General features: G+C 68.2%; 12 protein-coding genes. 5 read left to right on the top strand and 7 right to left on the bottom strand.

Features of this window, described 5'->3' with window-relative positions; all coding sequences use genetic code 11:
• Positions 1-53: 53 nt before the first annotated feature.
• The 4 genes from ptsP (at position 54) to ARC63_RS18515 (ending at position 6,645) form a co-directional block, all read left to right on the top strand.
• Positions 54-2,564: a phosphoenolpyruvate--protein phosphotransferase gene (gene ptsP / locus ARC63_RS18530; protein WP_057504074.1), complete on the top strand. Its 2,511-nt coding sequence runs from the start codon at positions 54-56 to the stop codon at positions 2,562-2,564.
• The gene (locus ARC63_RS18525) at positions 2,561-3,517 is read left to right on the top strand and encodes a 1-phosphofructokinase family hexose kinase (RefSeq protein WP_057504073.1); all 957 of its coding nucleotides are present in this window, start codon (positions 2,561-2,563) and stop codon (positions 3,515-3,517) included. The genes ptsP and ARC63_RS18525 overlap by 4 nt, the downstream gene beginning before the upstream one ends.
• A gap of 87 nt (positions 3,518-3,604) precedes the next feature.
• On the top strand, positions 3,605-5,308 hold the full coding sequence (locus tag ARC63_RS18520; protein WP_057504072.1) for a PTS fructose transporter subunit IIC: 1,704 nt from the start codon (positions 3,605-3,607) through the stop codon (positions 5,306-5,308).
• A gap of 83 nt (positions 5,309-5,391) precedes the next feature.
• Positions 5,392-6,645 carry a carbohydrate porin gene (locus tag ARC63_RS18515; RefSeq protein ID WP_057504071.1) on the top strand — a complete coding sequence of 418 codons (1,254 nt, stop codon included), beginning with the start codon at positions 5,392-5,394 and terminating at the stop codon, positions 6,643-6,645.
• A gap of 112 nt (positions 6,646-6,757) precedes the next feature.
• Here ARC63_RS18515 and ARC63_RS18510 read toward each other — a convergent pair whose 3' ends face one another.
• Genes ARC63_RS18510 through ARC63_RS18480 form a run of 7 tightly spaced genes read right to left on the bottom strand, consistent with a single transcriptional unit; the run spans position 6,758 to position 18,788 of the window.
• Entirely contained in the window at positions 6,758-7,603 is an 846-nt protein-coding gene (locus ARC63_RS18510) for an aldose epimerase family protein (protein WP_057504070.1), read from the bottom strand.
• Entirely contained in the window at positions 7,593-8,630 is a 1,038-nt protein-coding gene (locus ARC63_RS18505) for a glycoside hydrolase family 43 protein (protein WP_057504069.1), read from the bottom strand. Before ARC63_RS18505 ends, ARC63_RS18510 begins: the two co-directional genes overlap by 11 nt.
• A 16-nt stretch (positions 8,631-8,646) precedes the next feature.
• Positions 8,647-10,131 carry an MFS transporter gene (locus ARC63_RS18500; RefSeq protein WP_057504068.1) on the bottom strand — a complete coding sequence of 495 codons (1,485 nt, stop codon included), beginning with the start codon at positions 10,129-10,131 and terminating at the stop codon, positions 8,647-8,649.
• Between the two features lie 59 nt (positions 10,132-10,190).
• Complete coding sequence (locus ARC63_RS18495; RefSeq protein ID WP_057504067.1) at positions 10,191-12,884, bottom strand: glycoside hydrolase family 3 protein; 2,694 nt, start codon at positions 12,882-12,884, stop codon at positions 10,191-10,193.
• Positions 12,881-14,575, bottom strand: coding sequence for a glycoside hydrolase family 43 protein (locus ARC63_RS18490; protein WP_057504066.1), 1,695 nt, complete (start codon positions 14,573-14,575; stop codon positions 12,881-12,883). Before ARC63_RS18490 ends, ARC63_RS18495 begins: the two co-directional genes overlap by 4 nt.
• A 53-nt stretch (positions 14,576-14,628) precedes the next feature.
• Entirely contained in the window at positions 14,629-16,617 is a 1,989-nt protein-coding gene (locus tag ARC63_RS18485; protein ID WP_057504065.1) for a sialate O-acetylesterase, read from the bottom strand.
• Positions 16,614-18,788, bottom strand: coding sequence for an alpha-glucuronidase family glycosyl hydrolase (locus tag ARC63_RS18480; RefSeq protein ID WP_231298662.1), 2,175 nt, complete (start codon positions 18,786-18,788; stop codon positions 16,614-16,616). The genes ARC63_RS18485 and ARC63_RS18480 overlap by 4 nt, the downstream gene beginning before the upstream one ends.
• 92 nt (positions 18,789-18,880) lie before the next feature.
• Here ARC63_RS18480 and ARC63_RS18475 point away from each other — a divergent pair, with 92 nt between their 5' ends.
• Entirely contained in the window at positions 18,881-19,939 is a 1,059-nt protein-coding gene (locus ARC63_RS18475) for a LacI family DNA-binding transcriptional regulator (RefSeq protein ID WP_019337710.1), read from the top strand.

Here is a 19,939-nt window from a genome sequence, read left to right as displayed (position 1 = left end):
GCGGAGTGGGAACGTTCCCAATACGTCCCAGCCACCCCTTCCCGGAGCCCGCTTTGTCGCCCCTGACCTCCCCCTCCCCCGTCAGCCGGGAACTGATCCGCCTGGACGCGCGGGCACAGGACAAGACCGATGCCATCGCCCAGGTAGCCCAGATGCTGGTCGCCGCCGGCTGCGTGGCGCCGGGCTACGAGGCCAGCATGGGACGCCGCGAAGCGCTGGCGAACACCTTCCTCGGCCATGGTGTGGCGATCCCGCATGGGCTCGGCGAGGACCGCCACCTGGTGCGCCGCGACGGCATCGCGGTGCTGCAGTTGCCGGAAGGCGTGGAATGGAACCCCGGTCAGGCCACCCGCCTGGTGGTTGGCATCGCTGCCCAGTCCGATACCCACATCACCCTGCTGCGCAGGCTGACCCGCCTGATCCAGGACGAGGCCGCGCTGCAGCGGTTGTTCACCACCCCCGATGCGAGCGACATCGTCAATGCGCTGGCCAGTGATGTCGCGGTCACGGCAGCCCACGTGCCGGTGGCGGACCTGGCCGAGCGCTTCGACTGGACCATCGCTTACCCCAGTGGACTGCACGCGCGCCCGGCCACGCGCTGGGCCGAGACGGCGCGGGGTTTCACGGCCCGTGCGCAGGTGCGCGCGGGCGATCAGGTGGCCGATGCCAAGAGTCTGGTGGCGCTGCTGCAGCTCGGGCTTCGCGAGGGCGATACCGTGAGCGTTTCTGCCGAGGGTGCCGATGCCCACGCCCTGCTGGCCGCACTGCGCAAGGTCATGGATGGGCTGGTGGCGCAGGAAAAGACCGATGCGGAGCGTGCAGCACAGCGAAAGGCAGCGCCGGTCGCGGGCTGGAGTCCACCCGAAGCGCAGGCGGCGTTCGTCGGCATCGGCGCCAGCCCCGGACTGGCCATCGGACCGGTGCATGTACTGGCCAGCGCGCAGGCCGATGTTGCCGATCGCCCTGCCCCGCTCGGCGAGGGCGGCGCACGCCTGCAGGATGCACTCGGTCGCACCCGCCAGCAGCTGGCCGCGCTGCAGGACGACACGCAGCGCCGCCTTGGCGCTTCGGATGCTGCGATCTTCAAGGCGCAGGCTGCGCTGCTTGACGACACCGACCTGATCACCCGCACCTGCCAGCTGATGGTCGAAGGCCATGGTGTGGCGTGGTCATGGCACCAGGCCATCGAGCAGATCGCCTCCGGGCTGGCGGCGCTGGGCAATCCGGTGCTGGCCGGGCGCGCGGCGGACCTGCGTGATGTCGGCCGACGCGTGCTGGCGCAGCTTGACCCTTCTGCTGAAGGTGGTGGCCTTGCGGATCTGCCGTCGCAACCGTGCATCCTGATCGCCACAGATCTGTCGCCTTCGGATACCGCCAATCTCGACACCGGTCGCGTGCTCGGCCTGGCCACCGCGCAGGGCGGGCCGACCTCGCACACCGCCATCCTCTCGCGCACGCTGGGCCTGCCGGCGCTGGTGGCCGGCGGCGCCGGGCTGTTGGCGATCCAGCCAGGCCGCGAAGCGATCCTGGACGGCAGCAGCGGACGGCTCTACCTGTCCCCCTCCGAAGCCGATCTCGCCTCGGCACGCGAATGGATCGCCGAACAGCAGCAGATCCGCGAGCGCGAAGCCGCGCAACGCGCGCAACCCGCCCAGACCCTCGACGGCCACCGCATCGACATCGGCGCCAACGTCAACCTGCCCGACCAGGTGCCACTGGCACTGGAACAGGGTGCGGAAGGCGTCGGCCTGATGCGCACCGAGTTCCTGTTCCTCGAACGTGGCAGTACGCCCAGCGAGGAGGAGCAGTACACCACCTATCTGGCGATGGCCAAGGCACTCAACGGCCGCCCGCTGATCGTGCGCGCGCTCGACATCGGCGGCGACAAGCAGGTGGCGCACCTGGAACTGCCACGCGAGGAGAACCCGTTCCTCGGCGTGCGCGGCGCGCGCCTGCTGCTGCGCCGCCCTGACCTGCTGGAGCCGCAACTGCGTGCGCTGTATCGCGCCGCCAAGGACGGTGCACGCCTGTCCATCATGTTCCCGATGATCACGTCAGTGACCGAGCTGGTCGCACTGCGCGCCATCTGTGAGCGCCTGCGTGCCGAGCTGGAGGCGCCGGTGGTGCCGATCGGCATCATGATCGAAGTGCCGGCTGCCGCCGCTCAGAGCGACGTACTGGCGCGCCATGCCGACTTCTTCTCGATCGGCACCAATGATCTGACCCAGTACGTGCTGGCGATCGACCGCCAGAACCCGGAACTCGCCGCCGAGGCCGACAGCCTGCATCCGGCGGTGCTGCGCGCGGTCCGCGCCACGGTTGAAGGCGCACGGCTGCATGGGCGCTGGGTCGGCGTCTGTGGCGGCTTGGCCGGCGATCCCTTCGGCGCCATGTTGCTGGCTGGCCTGGGCGTGGACGAACTGTCGATGACCCCGAACGACATCCCGGCGGTGAAGGCGCGCCTGCGTGGCACCGCGATGACCGAACTGCAAGCGCTGGCCAGCACCGCACTGGGGTGCGAAACCGCCGAGCAGGTGCGCGGCCTCGATGGAGCGCGCGCATGACTGCCCGCGCCGTCACCGTGACCCTGAACCCGGCCATCGACCAGACCGTGCGCCTGGCCCGCCTGCAGCCAGGCCGCGTGCATCGCGCCGGCAGCTCCCGCGACGACGCAGGCGGCAAGGGCATCAACGTGGCGGCCTGCCTGGCCGACTGGGGCGTGCCGATCACCGCGCTGGGCGTGCTGGGCGACGGCAACGACGGCGTGTTCCGCACGCTGTTCCGTGAGCGGGGCATCATTGACGGCTGCCTGCGCGTTCCGGGCCATACCCGCACCAACATCAAGCTGGTCGAAGAGGCCAACGGCGAAACGACGGACATCAACCTGCCAGGCCTGGCCGTGGACGCTGCCGATCTGGACGCGGTGTCGCGCCAGCTCGGCGCCCTGCTCGCGCCCGGCCTGCCGGTCGTGCTGTCCGGCAGCCTGCCGCACGGACTGCCGGCCGATGCATGGTCGCGGTTGCAGGCGCAGGCCGGAACGGCCGGTGCGCGCGTGCTGCTGGACACCAGCGGCGATGCGCTTGTGGCTGCCTTGAGTGACGCCGCGGGTGCGCTGCCCTACGCGGTCAAGCCCAATCGCCACGAACTGGAGGCCTGGACCGGCACCCAGCTGCCGGACCGCGGCGCCCTGCGTGTCGCTGGCCAGGCGTTGGTCGAACGCGGTGTTGCGCTCGTAGCGATCTCGATGGGCACCGACGGCGCGCTGTTCATTGATCGCAGCGGCGCGCTGGTCGCACGACCGCCGCGACTGGCCCGGGGCAGCACGGTCGGTGCGGGCGACGCCATGGTCGCCGGCATCGCTGCCGCGATGCTGGAGTCCTCCCTCGATCTGGCCGGTTGCGCACGGCTGGCGACCGCGTTCTCGATGAGCCGGCTGCAAAGCGGTGACGCACGACGGCTGGACCCGGCGCAGGTACGCGCATGGGCCGGCGATGTACTGATCGAGCGGTTGGATTGACCCCTCCTGCCGGAGGCACGGCGGCTGGCTTCACGCCAACCGCAGCGCCCTCGGCAAGGACGAACCCGAAGAATTCCAGGAGTTCCCATGCACGCTTCCACCGTAGTCATCGCAGCTGGCGAGCGCAGCATCGAGGCGGTTCTTGCCGCCGAAGCGCTGCGCCGCGCCGCCCGCCAGCGCGGGCTCGAGCTGATGATCGAGATCCGCAGCGACCAGGGCGTGACCGGCGCACTGCCTGCATCGAACGCCGCCGCCGCGACGCACCTGCTGCTGGTGGGTGATGGTGAGGCGGACATCGCGCGCTTCGCCAATGCTGAGATCGCGCATGCCAGCCTGGGCGAAGTACTGGACGACCCGGTTGCGGCGCTCGCACCGCTCGCGGCCGCACATTCAAACGACGCCGGCACGAATGCGGACAAGCGCATCGTTGCCGTTACCTCCTGCCCCACCGGCATCGCTCACACCTTCATGGCGGCTGAGGGGCTGCAACAGGCCGCCAAAGCGCTGGGCCATGCAATCCGGGTCGAAACCCAGGGCTCGGTCGGCGCGCAGGACGCGTTGAGCGACGAGGAAATCGCGGCCGCTGACGTCGTCCTGATCGCCGCAGACCGTGAAGTCGATGTGTCGCGCTTCGCTGGCAAGCGCCTGTTCAAGAGTGGCACCAAGCCGGCGATCAACGATGGGCAGAACCTGATCCGCAAGGCGCTGGCCGAGGCCGGGGTGCAGGCAGGTATGGCGACTACGGGCCGCCCGACCGAAAAGACCAAGGCCACCGGACCCTACAAGCACCTGATGACCGGCGTGTCGTTCATGCTGCCGTTCGTCACTGCCGGCGGCCTGCTGATCGCACTGGCGTTCGCGCTCGGCGGCATCTATGCCTTTGATGACGCGCACAAGGGGACGCTGGCCTGGTCGCTGTTCCAGATCGGCGCGAAGTCCGGCTTCATGTTGATGGTGCCGGCGCTGGCCGGTTACATCGCCTACTCCATCGCTGACCGGCCCGGCATTGCGCCCGGCATGATCGGCGGACTGGTAGCAGTGAACATGGATGCTGGCTTCATCGGCGGCATCCTGGCTGGTTTCATCGCTGGCTACGGCGTGCACTGGATCAACCGTGCGCTGCGCCTGCCGCGCAGCCTGGAAGGCCTCAAGCCGGTGCTGATCCTGCCGGTGCTGGGCACGCTGCTGGTCGGCCTGTTGATGATGTACGTGATCGGTACGCCGGTCGCCGGGCTGCTGGCGTGGCTGACCGACTGGCTGCGCGGCATGCAGGGCGGCAGCGCGATCCTGCTTGGCCTGCTGCTGGGCGGCATGATGGCGGTGGACATGGGCGGACCCGTCAATAAGGCGTCCTACGCCTTCTCTACCGCATTGATTTCCAGCCAGGTCTACACGCCGATGGCGGCGACGATGATCGGCGGCATGACGCCGCCGCTGGGTATCGCACTGGCGACATGGCTGTTCAGCAACCGCTTCACCGCCGAGGAGCGCGGCACGGCCGGTGCCGCCGGCGTGCTTGGCCTCAGTTTCGTGACCGAAGGCGCGATCCCCTACGCCGCGCGTGATCCGCTGCGCACCATTCCGGCGCTGATTCTTGGTTCTGCCGTGGCAGGTGCGATCTCGATGGCCGCTGGCGTCGAGCTGAAGGTGCCGCACGGCGGCGTGTTCGTGCTGCCGATCCCGAACGCAGTCACTCACCTCGGCATCTACCTGCTGGCACTGCTGGCGGGCGTGGCCGTCACTGCAGTCGCGTTGCGCATCCTCAAGAAGCCGGTCACCACGCCGGCCTGATCCACCCCATCACCAAGCCCCTTCCACCTCCCCTGCGCACGCAGGGGCGCAGCGACCTACGCCCTGCACAAGGACCCTCGCCCATGACCCGCTCTTCCCGACACATGTTGCCGATGGCGATCGCGCTTGCCCTGCCATCCCTGGCCACCACCGCAGACGCGAGCGACGTCTTCACTCCCAGGCTCGCCTACACCGGCGAGGCGGCCGCCACGCTTGACGGCGGCAAGCGCAGCGGCACGGCCTATGCCGGCCAGCTGATGTTCGGCGCCGACGTGAACCTGGACGCCGCGTTCGGCTGGCGGGGCGCAACGATCAAGGCCTACGGCATCAACCGCCACGGCACCAATCTCGCTAACAGAAGCACGGGCAACAGCACCTCGGTGCAGGAGATCTACGGTGGCCAGGGAACGCGCCTGGCTAACCTGACGCTCGAGCAGAAACTGCTCAACGACCGACTGGTGCTGGAAGCAGGGCGAAGCGTCGCCAACATCCATCATCTCGGTTCGGAGTTGTGCCAGTACTTCCAGGGCAACTCGGCCTGCGGCAACCCGACCTACGTATTCCGTACCAGCAACTTCACCTGGTGGCCGGTATCGAGCTGGATGGCTGATGCCACGGCATGGGTGACGCCGGATGTCTACGTACGCGTCGGCGCGTACCAGGTCGACCCGAGCCAGGCCGAAGATGGCCAGCACGGTCTGAAATGGAGCACGAACCAGGCCACCGGGTGGATCGTGCCCTACACCATCGGCTGGCGCAGCCCAGCGTCGGCGCGCTTGAAGGCTCGCTACGAACTGGGTGGCTGGCAGGACAACTCGACCTACCGCGACCCGCTGCGCGATGCCAACGGCATCCCGGCGCTGCTCAGTGGTCAGGAATACGCAACACGTCACGGTCGCTCCGGCGCGTTCGCCCGCTTCGAGCAGCAGCTCAGCAGTGATGGCAGCGGCCGTGGCCTGACCCTTTTCGGTGCGGCGCTCAAGGGCACCTCTGGCCAGTTGATCGAGGATCATTTCCTGCAGGCCGGGCTGGTGCAGAAAGGCACGTTCGCCCACCGGCCGCAGGACAGCATCGCCTTCGTCGTGACCCAGCAGAAGTACAGCAGCATGGCGCTGAAAAACCTGCGCCTTGCCCGTGCCGCAGCGGGCGGCAGCGGCACCCCGCACGGGAACCAGGTGATGATGGAGCTGAGCTATGGCATCCAGCTCACCCCGCAGCTTCGAGTCGCGCCGAACCTGCACTACATCGTGCATCCGGACCAGTTCAACGAACCCGCACGCCAGCATGACCTGCCGGATGCGCTGATCGCGGGCATGCGGATCGACTGGAACCTGTAGGAAATGTCAGGTGGTCCTGGGCGCGGCCCGTGTCAGGCACCGGGTCCACGGTCGGTCCAGGCGGCGTACCGACCGCCCGGCACCCGGATGATCGCCTGCCCTGGCCGGGGTTTCAGGTGCTGTCCGCCGCCCACGCCAAGTCGAACGTCAACGCGAGGCGCTGGCCGGGCTCCAGCCGGTGCGGCGCCAGCGTGAAGCCGTCCGGCGGACCGCTCTGCGGCTCGACACAGGTGGCGTGCGGCGTGCCGTCGTAGACCACCCAATGGTCGTGGTCCGAGCGCAGCCGCAGGCGCTGGCCTTCACGTATCAGCGTGATGTCACTGTTGGCGATGAAGCAGTCATCCCAGGGACCGGTGGTCGGATCCACACAGGGCAGCGTGGCAATACCTTCCTCGTCCCGCGGGTACATCGCACGAGGCGTGAACAGCAGCCGGTCCGGCTTCCGGAACCAGGGATGCCAGCCCAGCACCGCCGGCATCGCCTGCTCGCCGGCCTGGACCGAAAGGCGCATCTGCAGGGTGTGGGCCTGCAGCTGCAGGTCCAGCATGGCAATGCCACCGAAGGGCCAGTAGCCGTCGCGCGGCAACGCCAGCGACAACCTGGCTGCCGCCGCATCCAGCCGGTCGATCTGCCACGGTCGCGAGAAGCCCAACCCATGAATGGCATGCCCGTCGAAGTTGAGCGGCAGCCGATGCGGCCTGTCGTCAAAGCGGAACGTTCCATGGCGGATGCGCCCGGCCCAGGGCACCATCGGGTAGCAGCCCCAGGCGATCGCAGCCGCCCCGCCCTCCTGCGCATCCACCAGCCACTCCACGCCCCGGTAACGCAGGTGCGCCACGCGCCCGCCCGCCCCTGCGGCGAGCGCAACCTCCAGTTCGCCGCATCTCAGCCAGTGCAGTTCACCGGCCGGCAGCGGGGCCAGCGCATCATCCACCGGCAGCATGCGCTCAGGCCCCATACGGATTGATCGTCCGGATGCTTCCGTCCGGCTCCATGTGCAGCGGCGTGCACTTGGCCGAGCGCAGGTGGGTGCTGCCGCCGGACATCAGCGCATCGTGATAGAACAGGTACCACTGCCCTTCGAACTGGCAGATGGAGTGGTGGGTGGTCCAGCCCACGACGGGCGTGAGGATCACGCCAGCATAGGTGAACGGCCCGTACGGGCTGTCTCCCACGGCGTAGCACAGCTGGTGGGTGTTGCCAGTGGAGTACGACAGATAGTAGCGACCCTGGTACCTGTGCAGCCACGGGCCTTCGAAGAAGCGGCGCGCATGGTCGTCCGCACGCAGCGGCTGGCCATGCTCATCCAGGATCTGCACTTCGCGGGTGGGTTCGGCCAGCTCGGTCATGCCGACATCCAGGCGGCCCACGCGCGGCCCCAGGGCCGGCGCGCTGCCCTCGGGCTCCTCGTGGGCCTCGCTGTACTGGTTGTCACGATACTTCTGCAGCTGCCCGCCCCAGATGCCGCCGAAGTACAGGTAGTGGCTGCCGTCCTCGTCTTCGAACACGGCCGGGTCGATCGAGTACGCGTCCTTGATCGGCTCCGGCTGGGGCACGAACGGGCCCTCCGGCCGCGTACCGATCGCCACGCCGATGCGGAACCGGCCCTCGGCGTCCTTGGCCGGGAAGTACAGGTAGTAGTGGCCATCGCGGCAGGCGGCATCGGGGGCCCACATCTGTTTCCGCGCCCAGGGCACGTCGCGCACGTGCAGCGCCATGCCGCAATCCATGGCCGCGCTATCGGGCGTATCCATCTTCAGCACATGGTAATCCTGCATGCCGAAATGGCCACCTTCGTCGTCGAATGGCTGGCCACCGTCGATGTCGTGCGAGGGATAGATGTACAGGCGCCCCTCGAACACGTGCGCCGAAGGGTCGGCGGTGTAGATGTGGGTCACCAGCGGTTGCGAAATGGCGTGCGCGGTGAGCTGCGCAAGACGGGCTTTGCTGGCCTGGCCGTCTTCGCCGGCATGGAGGTCGATCATGGTTGTCATCTTGGCGTTACGCGGAGGCGTCGGCGGAACGTCGACGCAGGTGGAGGTCCTGCTCGATGCGGGTTTCGGTGCGCTTGTCGATCCTGTAGAAGAACAGCAGCGCCACGGCGAGCAGGAAAGGAAGGGAGCAGTAGACGCTTACGGTCAAGCGGATGCCCTGCACCACGCCCTCAGGCTGTTGCGCCAGTCCTGCCTGGTAGCCGTAGTGGGCAAGGATCGCGGCGACCAGCGCGCCTCCGACGCTGAGGCCGATCTTCAGCCCGCACAACATCGCCGAGAAGATGATCGCCGTTGCCCTTCGATGGTTCTTCCACTCCGAGTAGTCCGCGACGTCGGCGATCATCGCCCACAGCAACGGGATGGTGATGCCATAGCAGAAGCCATGCAGCATGAAGGCTGCGAACGCCACCGCCACCGCCGTCGGGGGGAACAGGTAGAAGGCCAGCAGGAACAGGGTCGAGACAAACAGGGCGCCACCGAAGACATCGCGCTTGCCGAAGCGATCCGCCAGCCGCCGTGATGCGCCGATACCCAGGATCATGCAGAGGATGCCGCACGCGTTGAACAGGCTGAACGCCGAGGTGGCCGCATCCTTCGGCCAGGTGAACGCCGCGAAACCGGCGCTGGCCAGGGCGCCATTCAATGCACTGATCAGGCCGTTGAAGCCTGAGTTTTCCAGGAAGCCGGCCAGCGCCGCTTCGCTCATGTAGTACTGGAAGTAATAGATGTAGGTGCCGCCTTTCAACGCCAGGTTGATGAACACCAGCACGGTCAGCGCCAGCATCACCTGCCACGGGCGGTTGTGCAGCAGGTCCGACAGGTCCTGCACTATGCCGCCGGTCTGCTCGCGCGTCGGCACGATGCGCTCGCGGGTGGTGGCGAAGGTGATCAGGAAGAACACCGTGCCGATCAGTGCGAAGGCGGTCATGACCTGTTCAAAGCCGCGCACCCGGTCGCCATTGCCCAGGATCAGCACCAGCGGCATCAGCAGCACCTGGATGATGAACTGCGCGATCATCACGGCCACGAAGCGGTAGGCCGACAGGCTGTTGCGCTGGGCCATGCTGCCGGTCAGCACGCCGCTCAACGCGGAGTACGGCAGGTTGTTCGCGGCGTAAACGCAGACCAGCAGCGCGTAGGTGGCCAGTGCATAGATCACCTTTCCGCGCTCGCCCAGGTCGGGGGTGCTGAACGCCAGCAGTGACAGTACGCCAAAGGGAATGGCCGTCCACAGGATCCACGGGCGGAAGCGGCCCCAGCGGGTGGACGTTCGGTCAGCCGCGATGCCGATCAACGGCGTGAACACGAACGCACCCAGCAGGCCGACCACGAAGATGATCGTGGCCGCGGTGGCAGCTGGCAGGCGGTAGACGTCGGTGTAGAAGAATGCCAGGTACGTGATCAGGGTCTGGAAGATCAGGTTGGCGGCGAGATCGCCCAGGCTGTAGCCGAGCTTCTCGCGTACCGATAGCGCGTGTTCAGTGCTTGCCATGCAGCGGACATCCTGGAAAAGGGATCGGGTCGAAGGGGAATCGATGCCGGCGGGGGCGATCAGTCATGCGCGGGCACCACGGTGAACCTGCCCCGCGCACGTATATCGGCACTGGACGCCCCCACCCTGACCTCGTAGGCACCGGGCTGCACCGCGTACGCCGCACGCGCCTCGTCATAGTGGCGCAGGGCCTGCGCCGCCTCCAGGGTGAACGTCACCGTGCGGCGTTCGCCCGGGGCCAGCTGGACGCGCTGGAAGCCACGCAGTTCCTGCACGGCATCGCCGCTGCCGGCATGCTCGCGCCGCACGTACAGCTGTACCACTTCGTCACCGCTGCGCGTGCCCGTGTTGGCGACATCCACTGCCACGCCCAGGCGGCCATTGGCGCGGAGGCTGTCTGCATCGAGGCGGAGCGTTCCATAGTCGAACCGCGTATACGACAGACCGTGACCGAACGGATACAGCGGCGTGCCGCGGAAGTAGCGATAGGTGCGGCCCTCCATGGCGTAGTCGTCGAATGCCGGCATCGCTTCGCCGGCCCTGTAGAACGTGACCGGCAAACGGCCAGAGGGATTGACGTCGCCGAACAGCGCCTGGCCGACAGCGGTGCCGCCGCGTTGCCCCGGGTACCAGCTCATCAGGATCGCCGGCAGATGCGCCTGCGCCCAGTCCACGGCGATGGCCGAGCCACCGGTGAGCACCATCACCACCGGCTTGCCGGCGCCGTGCAGGGCCTCCAGCAGGGTGCGCTGCGGCGCGGGCAGCCGCAGGTCGGTACGGTCGCCACCGGCAAAGCCCGGGTAGTTGACCGTCATCTCTTCGCCTTCGACATCGCCGGTGAGGCCACCGACGAACACCACCACATCGGCATCGCGTGCTGCATCCAGCGCTTCGTCGAAGGGCGCCTTGGCGCCGGGCATGCGCCACCCAAGGCGCACGCCCGCATCGCGCTGGTCGTCGTAGTACTCCAGTGTCAGCGCATAGGCACGCCCGGCCTGCAGGTCCAGTTCGACGCCCTCGGCATGCAGGCGATCAGTATTCACCCAATGATCGATCACACGCTTGCCGTCCAGATACAGGCGGTAGCCATCATCGCCGGCCACCTCCAGCCGGTAACGGCCGGACACGGGTGGCAGCAGTTGGCCACTCCAGCGGATGCTGAAGCGGTCGTTGGGAATCCCCTGCCCCGGTGCCGCTTCGCCACGTGCCAGCAGGTTGTCGGTCGGCGAGCCGCGGTCCCAGCGGAAGCCGATCTGCGCGTCGGTACGCACCAGTGCCGGAGTGCCGGACAGGTCGGGCGTGCGGAAGTACTCACCGCGCAGGCCACGCTCGGGCGAGTCCGCCGAGGGCCGCAGGTAGGTCGGCTCGATCAGCGGTGTGGCGCCGGGATCGTCACGGCCTTCCACGAGGTCGACGCCGCGGGCATAACGCACTTCAACGCCCTTGGCCGCCTCGCGTATGCCCTGCAGTATCGTCACCGGCGCGGCCGGTGTGCCGAAGTAGTTGCCGAGCAGCGCCATGGTGTCGTCGGCGGTGGGTCCAACCACGGCAATGCGCCTGGTGTTGCGTGACAGTGGCAGGATGCCGTCGTTCTTCAGCAGCACCAGCGATGCCTGCGCGGCCTTGAGCGCGAGCGCATCATGGGCCGGCGCCTGGTTCACCGAGGCGGGAATGCGCGCCCAGCGCACCCGCTCCGCTGGGTCGAACATGCCCAGGCGCATCCGTGCGGTGAACAGGCGGGTCACTGCATCGTCGATCTCCGCCTCGCTGATCAGCCCCTGGCGCACGGCCGAGGGCAATGTGGCGTACTCCTGGCCGCATTCCAGCTCGGTGCCGTTCCTCACCGCCAGCGCCGCAGCGGCTTCGCGCGTGGTGACGATACGGTGGTGCTTCCAGATATCGACGATGGCCCAGCAGTCCGAGACCACGTAGCCCTTGAAGCCCCAGTCGCGTCGCAGCACATCGCGCAGCAGGAAACGGCTGGCACTGGCGGACTCGCCGTACACGCGGTTGTAGGCGCCCATGACCGCATCGACGTCGCCCTCCTTCACCAGCGCCTCGAACGCCGGCAGGTAGGTGTCGTACAGGTCGCGTCGGCTGGGCCGTGCATCGAAGTGATGGCGGTCGGCCTCCGGGCCGCTGTGCACGGCCAGATGCTTGGCGGTGGCGTCCAGCTTGCGGTAGACGGGGTCGTCGCCCTGCAGGCCACGTACGAAGGCCACGCCCATGCGCGCGGTGAGGTACGGGTCCTCGCCATAGGTTTCCTGTCCGCGGCCCCAGCGCGGGTCGCGGAAGATGTTGACGTTCGGCGACCAGAAGGTCAGCCCCTGGTAACGCCCGTGCAAGCCTTCGCGGAGGAACTGGTGGTGCTTTGCGCGGGCCTCGTCGCTGATGGTCGCGGCCACCTGCCCCATCAACGGTACATCGAAGGTCGCGGCCAGGCCGATCGCCTGCGGAAACACCGTGGCCTGCCCTGCCCGTGCGACGCCGTGCAGTCCCTCGTTCCACCAGTCGTAGGCGGGTACCCCCAGCCGTTTGATCGCCGGCGCGGCGTTCTGCATCTGCGCGGCCTTCTCTTCCAGCGTCATCTGCGCGACGAGTGCGGCGGCCCGTTGCTCGAAGCTGGCCGAAACGTCCAGCCAGGGCCGCGGCGCGGCCGCGGACGCGGCGGCCGCCACGCAGGTCAGTACGAACAGGGCGGCCCCACCGCGCAAGGTACGGCGGCGGGCCTTGGACGAAATCGACAGCCTCATTTGCTTCTCCCGGTGCGCTCGTCGCGCGCGAAAGGACCCAGCAGTGCGCCCACGAAGCCGCCTGCCCGGTCCGTACTCAGAACGGTGCCGTCCCCCCCGCCTGCGAGCAGTTGCCAGCCCTGCCCATCGCCGGTGTCGAACGAGAACGCATAGTCGCCCTCGTTGCCGGCAATCTTCAGGCGCAGTGCTGCAGGCACCGGTACTTCACGGCTGGCCAGCGTCCGCGTGCTGCGGCCACCGTCGCGCGCTTCGAGGAAGAGCGAGAGGCGCCCCCCGCCAAGGTCACGAACGCCAAGGAAGTACCAGTACGCCTCGCTCTGGAACGCCGCCAGACCGGCGGCGACTCCGGAAGCTGGCGGGGTCATCGCGGTGCTCGCCTCGAAGCGCAGATGCTGCTGGCGCCGGCCGAGAAATGCCGGATTGCGCAGCGTGTCCAGATCCTCGGCGAGCGGGTGCACGGCCAGCATGCCGGGGCGCGTGGCCAGGTCGGCCCAGGCATGCCTGGGCACCCGCACGCGCAGCCACTGTGGATCAAGTGTCGGGCCATCGAAATTGTCGCGCGCTACGAAATTGCCGGTCGAAGGGGCCTGGGATGCCTCGCCCTGCATCCACGCGGGGGCCTTGGCCACATAGGGAATGGCCTGGTCAACCGGCAGGATCTGCGGCCAGCCATCCTGCCAGCGCACCGGCAACAGGTAGGTCTCGCGCCCGGTGTTGTAGTGCCGCTTCTGGTAGTTGCGGCTGGCCAGGAACACCGCCCACCACGAGCCATCCGGGCCTTCGACCAGGTCGGCATGGCCGGCATTGGTGATCGGAAGTGGACGGTCGTCCGGCAGTTCGCGCTGGGTCAGGATCGGATTGCCCGTATAGGGAACGTAGGGGCCCCACACCGTGCGGCTGCGCAGCACCACCTGCGAATGCTGCGGCCCGGTACCTCCTTCAGCGTCGGACAGGTAATACCAGCCCTCCCGCTTGTAGATATGCGGTCCCTCGATCCAGATGGGATTCTTCGCCGGCTCCACGCCTCCATCAACCAGCACCCGGCGCGGCCCGACCGGCCTGAATGCCGCCAGATCGATCTGCTGCATCCAGATGGCGCGGTGCCCGTCGTAGCGCGGCGGGCCGGGCGGTGCATCGTTGTTGACCAGGTATACCTTGCCGTCATCGTCGAAGAACAGTGACGGGTCGATGCCATCGATGCCGGGCAGCCAGTGCGGATCGGACCACGGACCGGCCGGATCGCGCGCGGTGGCGATGAAGTTGCCACCACTGTCGGTGGCGGTGGTGACGACGTAGAAGGTACCGTCGTGGTACTCGATGGTCGGCGCGAAGATGCCGCGCGATACGCTCAGGCCGTCGAAATCCAGTTGCGTGGGGCGGTCAATCACATTGCCGATCTGCTTCCAGTGCACCAGGTCGGCACTTTCGAACACCGGAATGCCCGGGAAGTAGGTGAAGCTGGAATTGACCAGGTAGAACCGGCCGTTCGCGCGCACGACGCTGGGATCGGCATGGAAGCCGGCCAGGACAGGATTGCGGTAGTGGCCGGCCGGCAGCGGCACTTCAAACGCCTGGTCATTGCCGCGGTACTCGAACCAGTCGAAGTACACCGGGGGAGCATCCGGCGGCGCGCTGGCCCGGGTGGTTGCGGCCGACAGCAGGAACAGCGCCCCCAGCAGGTGGCGCGCCATCGACCTCAGGCCGGCCCTGTCGCGGGCCAGAGGGGACTGCTTGGACAACGTCATCATCGTCGGGCCTCGGCTTCGGCAATGGGAAGTTCGAACGGGCCGGCCGGCGCCCCGCTGCGGTCGCGCAGCGTGCACACCGGGCCATCGGCCCAGCAGTAGCGCACATGCGTTGCGCGCGTGGACAGCGGGCCGCGCAGCAGGATCCGGCGCGCATCCAGTCCGGCATCGGCGTACTCGCAGTGGCGCGTATGGCCCCTGGCCTCGCACAGTTCAAAGCCGATCGGACGCAGTGCGCCGGTCGCGGTGAGCGCGCCTTCGACATCCTCGAACGCAATGGCGACGCCCGTGGGCGTCCGCACGGCGGTGACCGCTCGCGGGCCCGACGGTGCTACGCCCTGCTCGCCGTACACCACATGGCGCGCCACGCGCGCCAGGCGGCGCCCGAGCTCCTGCTTGTTCGGCGGATGGATGTCGTAGGCGTCGCCGATGTCGATGGCAATGGCAAGACCGCTCTGCGCATCCTCGGCCGCGACGCGCCGCTGCGCCTCACGCACCTGCGCCCAGCCGCTGTCGGCGGGCGCAGCCGGCGGCTGGCCGTAGCCGGCCAGTTGTACCAGCAGCAGTGGCGTGCGCGCACCGAACTGCCGCCGCCAGTCCTCGCGCAGCGCACGCAACCGCACTGCATAGGCCGCACCATCGCCGGTGTTCGATTCACCTTGATACCAGAGCATGCCGCGCAGCCCGAAGCCCCCGAGCGGTGCGATCATTCCGTTGTACAGCGTCGACAGCCCGGTGGCGGCCTGCCAGGGGGCAAACGGCGGCGCCTGTTGGCCCGGCGCAACCCGATACAACCACGGTCCCTGCAGTGGCACCCGCTCGCCGGTATCGAACTGCAGGCGGTGTGCCGTTGAAGGGCCGGCCAGGCCGCCTTCGCTGTAGGTGTCCAGCACGTTGACCGCAATGCTGTTGGATCCTGCCTTCAGCAGGCCATGTGGCAACGGGTAGCGCCTCTCGCCGGCGCCGTACTGGCTGCCGACGGCGACCCCGTTCACCCAGGTCACATCCACCTCGTCAGCCGATGCCAGCTCCAGGGTCGCGCCGCGTGCAGCCTGTTCAGCGCTCAGCATCACCTGCGTGCGATACCAGACCATACCGTTGTAATCGGCAAGCGCGGGCACGTTCCACCGCTCCCACGCCCCCAGCGCGGCCGGTGCGCGTGACCAGCCGCCGTCATCGGTGTCTGCGCGCCAAGGTGCGTCGCCGGGCAGCGCGCCGTCACGCATGGCCCACCAGTGCTGCCAGTAGCGGCCCCAGGCTGCCCGTGCCTCCAGCGGATCACGCGCAGAGCGCGCGAGGATATCGAGTGCCTCGTCCAGGCTATCCTGCCCTCGCAGTGCACCCACGCTGGTCCAGGCCTCGATCCGCGAGCCCCCCCACGCCGCCTCGATCAGCCCCATCGGCACGTCGACGGTGCGCTGCAGTTCGCGCGCGAAGTAGAAGCAGGTGGCGGAGAAATCGCGCACCGTATCAGGCGTTGCCGATGTCCAGGCAGTGCTGCCGTTGAAGCTCTCCCGTGCCTGCACGGCGGCGTGCTGCGGCACGGTGAACAGCCGGATCCGTGGCATCGTGGCCGAGGCGATCTCGCTGGCAGCGTTGAGCGAGCGCCACACCGGCAGCTCCATGTTCGACTGGCCCGAGCACAGCCACACGTCGCCCATCAGCACATCGCGCGCCGTCTGCCGGCGCGTTCCGTCGTTTACCTCCAGCGTGTAGGGACCGCCAGCGGCGACCGGGGACAGCATCGCCTGCCAGCGGCCTGCGGCGTCCGCCCGGCTGCTCACCGCCTGCCCCGCAAACGTCACGGAAACCGGCTGCCCGGGGCCTGCGCGCCCCCAGACCGCAATGGGCCGGTCGCGCTGCAGGACCGCGTGATCCTTGAACAGGGGATGCAGCAGTCCCGTCGTTTCCCGCGCCGCGGCCGGCATCGCCACTACTGCCGCAGCCATCATCAACAGCGCACACCCGACCGCTCCGAATCTGCTCATCGGCCATCCCCCGGTGCGAACGGAAACTGCAAGGCCTGGTAGTACGACAACGGATGCGGCGGCGGCCGCTCGCCGGCGGGCAGTGGCCGGCCACTGAGCGACTGGAAGTACGCCACGCTGGCGTCACGCCACCATTGCGCTTCGTCGTGCTGGATCTGCAGGAACGCCGCGACGTGCCGATGCCGCTGCGGATCGATCCGGTCGCTCAGGCCGGCCCAGGTCGCCTGCATCGACTGCACCTGGCGCACGCCGCGCGAATAGCGCCCGACCAGTTCGTCCCAGAGCGTCCTGCCCGAGCGCATGCGGCGGTCCCACGGCACATGATGGAACCACAGCAGCAGCGACTCGGGCACCCGCTCGGGGTCGCCATAGACCTCGGCCACCTGCGGCGCGTACTGGCCCACGGCGTTGCTTCCGCTGGCGCTGCGGTCAAAGCCGATGCCCTTGCTATCTGCGCGGTGGTAGTACACCGACGTCCAGTCCGCACGCGGGCCGCCGTCCACCCAGGGGCCGGGGCCGTAGTGATGGCCGCGTGCCATCAGGTGATGCAGGCCCAGCGGCGTCATGTAATCCACCACCGCCTCGCGCGAGTCCATCATCATCCGCACGATCGGGCCGGTCACCTGCGGGTCGGGCGAGAAGGTCAGCGCTGCCCAGTCTTCGGCAATCGCGCGCGCGGATTCCTGCGGGTTCCAGGCCAGTCGGCCGAAGGCGTACCAGTTGGCCTGATCGAAGTGCGAGCCACTCCAGGTGCGGTCCACGCCGATGTTGGCGACGCCGGCGATACCGGTCAGCGCATGCCCCTCCAGCGAGCCATCGACCACGCGGGAGACCGTGGAGCCTTCGCTGCGTGCATGGGTGTCGGCCTGCAGCACTTCCTCGTAGAGCGTTCCCAGGTACACCAGGTGCGTCGCAAAACCCAGGTACTCCTTGGTGATCTGCAGCTCCATCATCAGCGGCGTGCGCGGCATCGCGCCAAACAAGGGGTGGAACGGCTCGCGCGGCTGGAAGTCGATGGGGCCGTTCTTCACCTGCACGATCACGTTGGGGCGGAAGGCGCCGTCCAGCCCGACAAACTCGCTGTATGCCTGCTTGGCGCGATCTTCGGGAACCACGTGCGAATACACGAAGGCCCGCCACATCACCACACCGTTGTAGGGCGCCAGCGCGTCGGCCAGCAGGTTGGCGCCGTCGGCATGGGAACGACCGTAATCCTGCGGGCCGGGTTGCCCTTCGGAGTTCGCCTTGACCAGGAAGCCGCCAAAATCCGGAATGCGCGTATGGATCTCATCGACCTTGTCGCGCCACCAGCGCCGCACAGCCGGATCCAGGGGATCAGCCGTTGCCAGGCCGCCGAGTTCGATGGGTGCACTGAAGCGCGCGCTCAGGTAGACCCGGATGCCATAGGGGCGGAACAGGTCGGCCAGCGCGGCGGCCTTGGCCAGATAGGCCGGCGACAGGCTCATCGCACTGGCATTGACGTTGTTGAGGACGGTGCCGTTGATGCCGAGCGAGGCGTTGGCACGGGCGTAGTCGGTGTAGCGCGGGTCACGCCACTGCGGCAACGTCTGCCAGTCCCAGAGCGAGCTGCCTGCATAGCCACGCTCGACGTAACGATCCAGGTTGTCCCAATGGTTGAGCACACGCAGTGCGACCCGAGGCGACTCACGCACCTCCAGCCCCCGCAGCGACGTGCCACGCTGCAGCAGGCGCAGCAGATGGAAGGTGCCGTACAGCACGCCGACATCCTGGCGTGCCGCCACCAGCAGTACATCGCGCCCCTCGATCCGGACCCGCCGGATCAGGAACCCCCCGTCGCCCAACGTGGCGATCTCGTTGCCGTACGCGGCGACGAGGGTCGAGGATTGCGGTGTGCCCAGCACCAGGGCATGGTCAGTAGTGATTGCCGTTCGCATTGGCGGGGCCGTTCCCAGCAATCCAGAAAGGCTGCGCGCAAGCTCGTCGCGGGTAGCGCGCTGCATCGGCGTGCAATCCGGGGCCACGACTTCGGCCAGTTGCCGCCGGTAATCGGCAGCGACCGTTGCGGCAACCGGCTGGTAGCGCATCCACAGCGCATAGCCATCCTCCGCCCGTGCCCCGCCAGCACAGGCCAGCAGCACGACCACGGCCCACAGGCGCGTGCCGACAGCACGCAACAAGGGCGTTAACATGCGTCTTTGTAGACTACGTCCGGGCCCGGGGCAGCGCATCATCGTCCTTCGCACCCGCGCGGCAGCGCCACCAAGAACAAAGGGATCGTGCATTGGACAAGCCGAAGAAATCGGTTCGCCGCAGAACCGCAGGCGTGACGATCGACGAGGTTGCGGCCCTTGCCGGCGTTTCGCCGATGACCGTGTCGCGGGTGATCAACCAGGGCAAGGTGCGCGACGTCACCCGCGAGCGCGTGCTGCGCGCCGTGCGTGAGCTGGGCTATACGCCCAATCTTGCCGCCAGTTCGCTGGCCGCCGCACAGCACACGCGCATTGCGCTGATCTACACCAACCCCAGCGGCGCCTACCTGCGTGAACTGCTGGTGGGCCTGCTGCGCGTCGCCTCCAGTTCCGCCATCCAGCTGGTCATCGACTACTGGGACAACCTGGATGCCGAATCCGAACGCAGGGCGGCGCGCGCGCTCGCCGGACGCGTCGACGGGGTGATCCTGCCGCCGCCTCTTTGCGAATCGCAGGCCGCCGTAAGCGAACTGGTCAAGGCTGGCATTCCGGTGGTGGCCATCGCATCGGGGCGCCTGAGCGAGGCCCTGTCCTGCGTCCGCATCGACGATTTCAGTGCGGGCAGGGAAATGACCGATCACCTGCTCCGGCAGGGACACACCCGCATCGGCTTCATCCGTGGGCGCGATGACCTGAGCGCAAGTGCGCTCCGCTACGACGGGTTCGTCACCGCCCTGCGCGAGGCCGGGCTGGCGGTGGACCCCGGCCTGGTCCAGCACGGTGACTACACCTACCGGTCCGGCCTGGCTGCGGCCGAGAAGCTGCTGTCCCAGCGCCGGCCACCGACCGCGATTTTCGCCAGCAACGACGACATGGGCGCCGCCGCCATCTCGGTGGCGCATCGGCGCGGGCTGGAAGTGCCGCGCGACCTGTCGGTCGTGGGTTTCGATGACACCTCGGCCGCCACCACCGTGTGGCCGGAACTGACCACGATCCACCAGCCCATCGCCTCGATGGCCAACGCGGCCGTCGACATCCTGCTGCGCACCATCCGCCGTCCGGCGGCGGACGCAACGGTGCTGCGCGATCATGTGATGCCGCATCGGCTGATCGCACGCGATTCGGTCGCCGCGCCACCCCGGCGGCGGTAG

Source organism: Stenotrophomonas geniculata ATCC 19374 = JCM 13324 (genome assembly GCF_001431625.1).
Classification (GTDB): domain Bacteria; phylum Pseudomonadota; class Gammaproteobacteria; order Xanthomonadales; family Xanthomonadaceae; genus Stenotrophomonas; species Stenotrophomonas geniculata.
This window is presented reverse-complemented; position numbering and strand designations above follow the sequence as displayed.

Excerpts from the sequence above, each read along its gene's own strand:
- ARC63_RS18525 (WP_057504073.1), top strand. The coding sequence starts at position 2,561 with ATGACTGCCCGCGCCGTCACCGTGACCCTGAACCCGGCCATCGACCAG.
- ARC63_RS18520 (WP_057504072.1), top strand. The coding sequence starts at position 3,605 with ATGCACGCTTCCACCGTAGTCATCGCAGCTGGCGAGCGCAGCATCGAG.
- ARC63_RS18515 (WP_057504071.1), top strand. The coding sequence starts at position 5,392 with ATGACCCGCTCTTCCCGACACATGTTGCCGATGGCGATCGCGCTTGCC.
- ARC63_RS18510 (WP_057504070.1), bottom strand. The coding sequence starts at position 7,603 with ATGGGGCCTGAGCGCATGCTGCCGGTGGATGATGCGCTGGCCCCGCTG.
- ARC63_RS18505 (WP_057504069.1), bottom strand. The coding sequence starts at position 8,630 with ATGATCGACCTCCATGCCGGCGAAGACGGCCAGGCCAGCAAAGCCCGT.
- ARC63_RS18500 (WP_057504068.1), bottom strand. The coding sequence starts at position 10,131 with ATGGCAAGCACTGAACACGCGCTATCGGTACGCGAGAAGCTCGGCTAC.
- ARC63_RS18495 (WP_057504067.1), bottom strand. The coding sequence starts at position 12,884 with ATGAGGCTGTCGATTTCGTCCAAGGCCCGCCGCCGTACCTTGCGCGGT.
- ARC63_RS18490 (WP_057504066.1), bottom strand. The coding sequence starts at position 14,575 with ATGGCGCGCCACCTGCTGGGGGCGCTGTTCCTGCTGTCGGCCGCAACC.
- ARC63_RS18485 (WP_057504065.1), bottom strand. The coding sequence starts at position 16,617 with ATGAGCAGATTCGGAGCGGTCGGGTGTGCGCTGTTGATGATGGCTGCG.
- ARC63_RS18480 (WP_231298662.1), bottom strand. The coding sequence starts at position 18,788 with ATGTTAACGCCCTTGTTGCGTGCTGTCGGCACGCGCCTGTGGGCCGTG.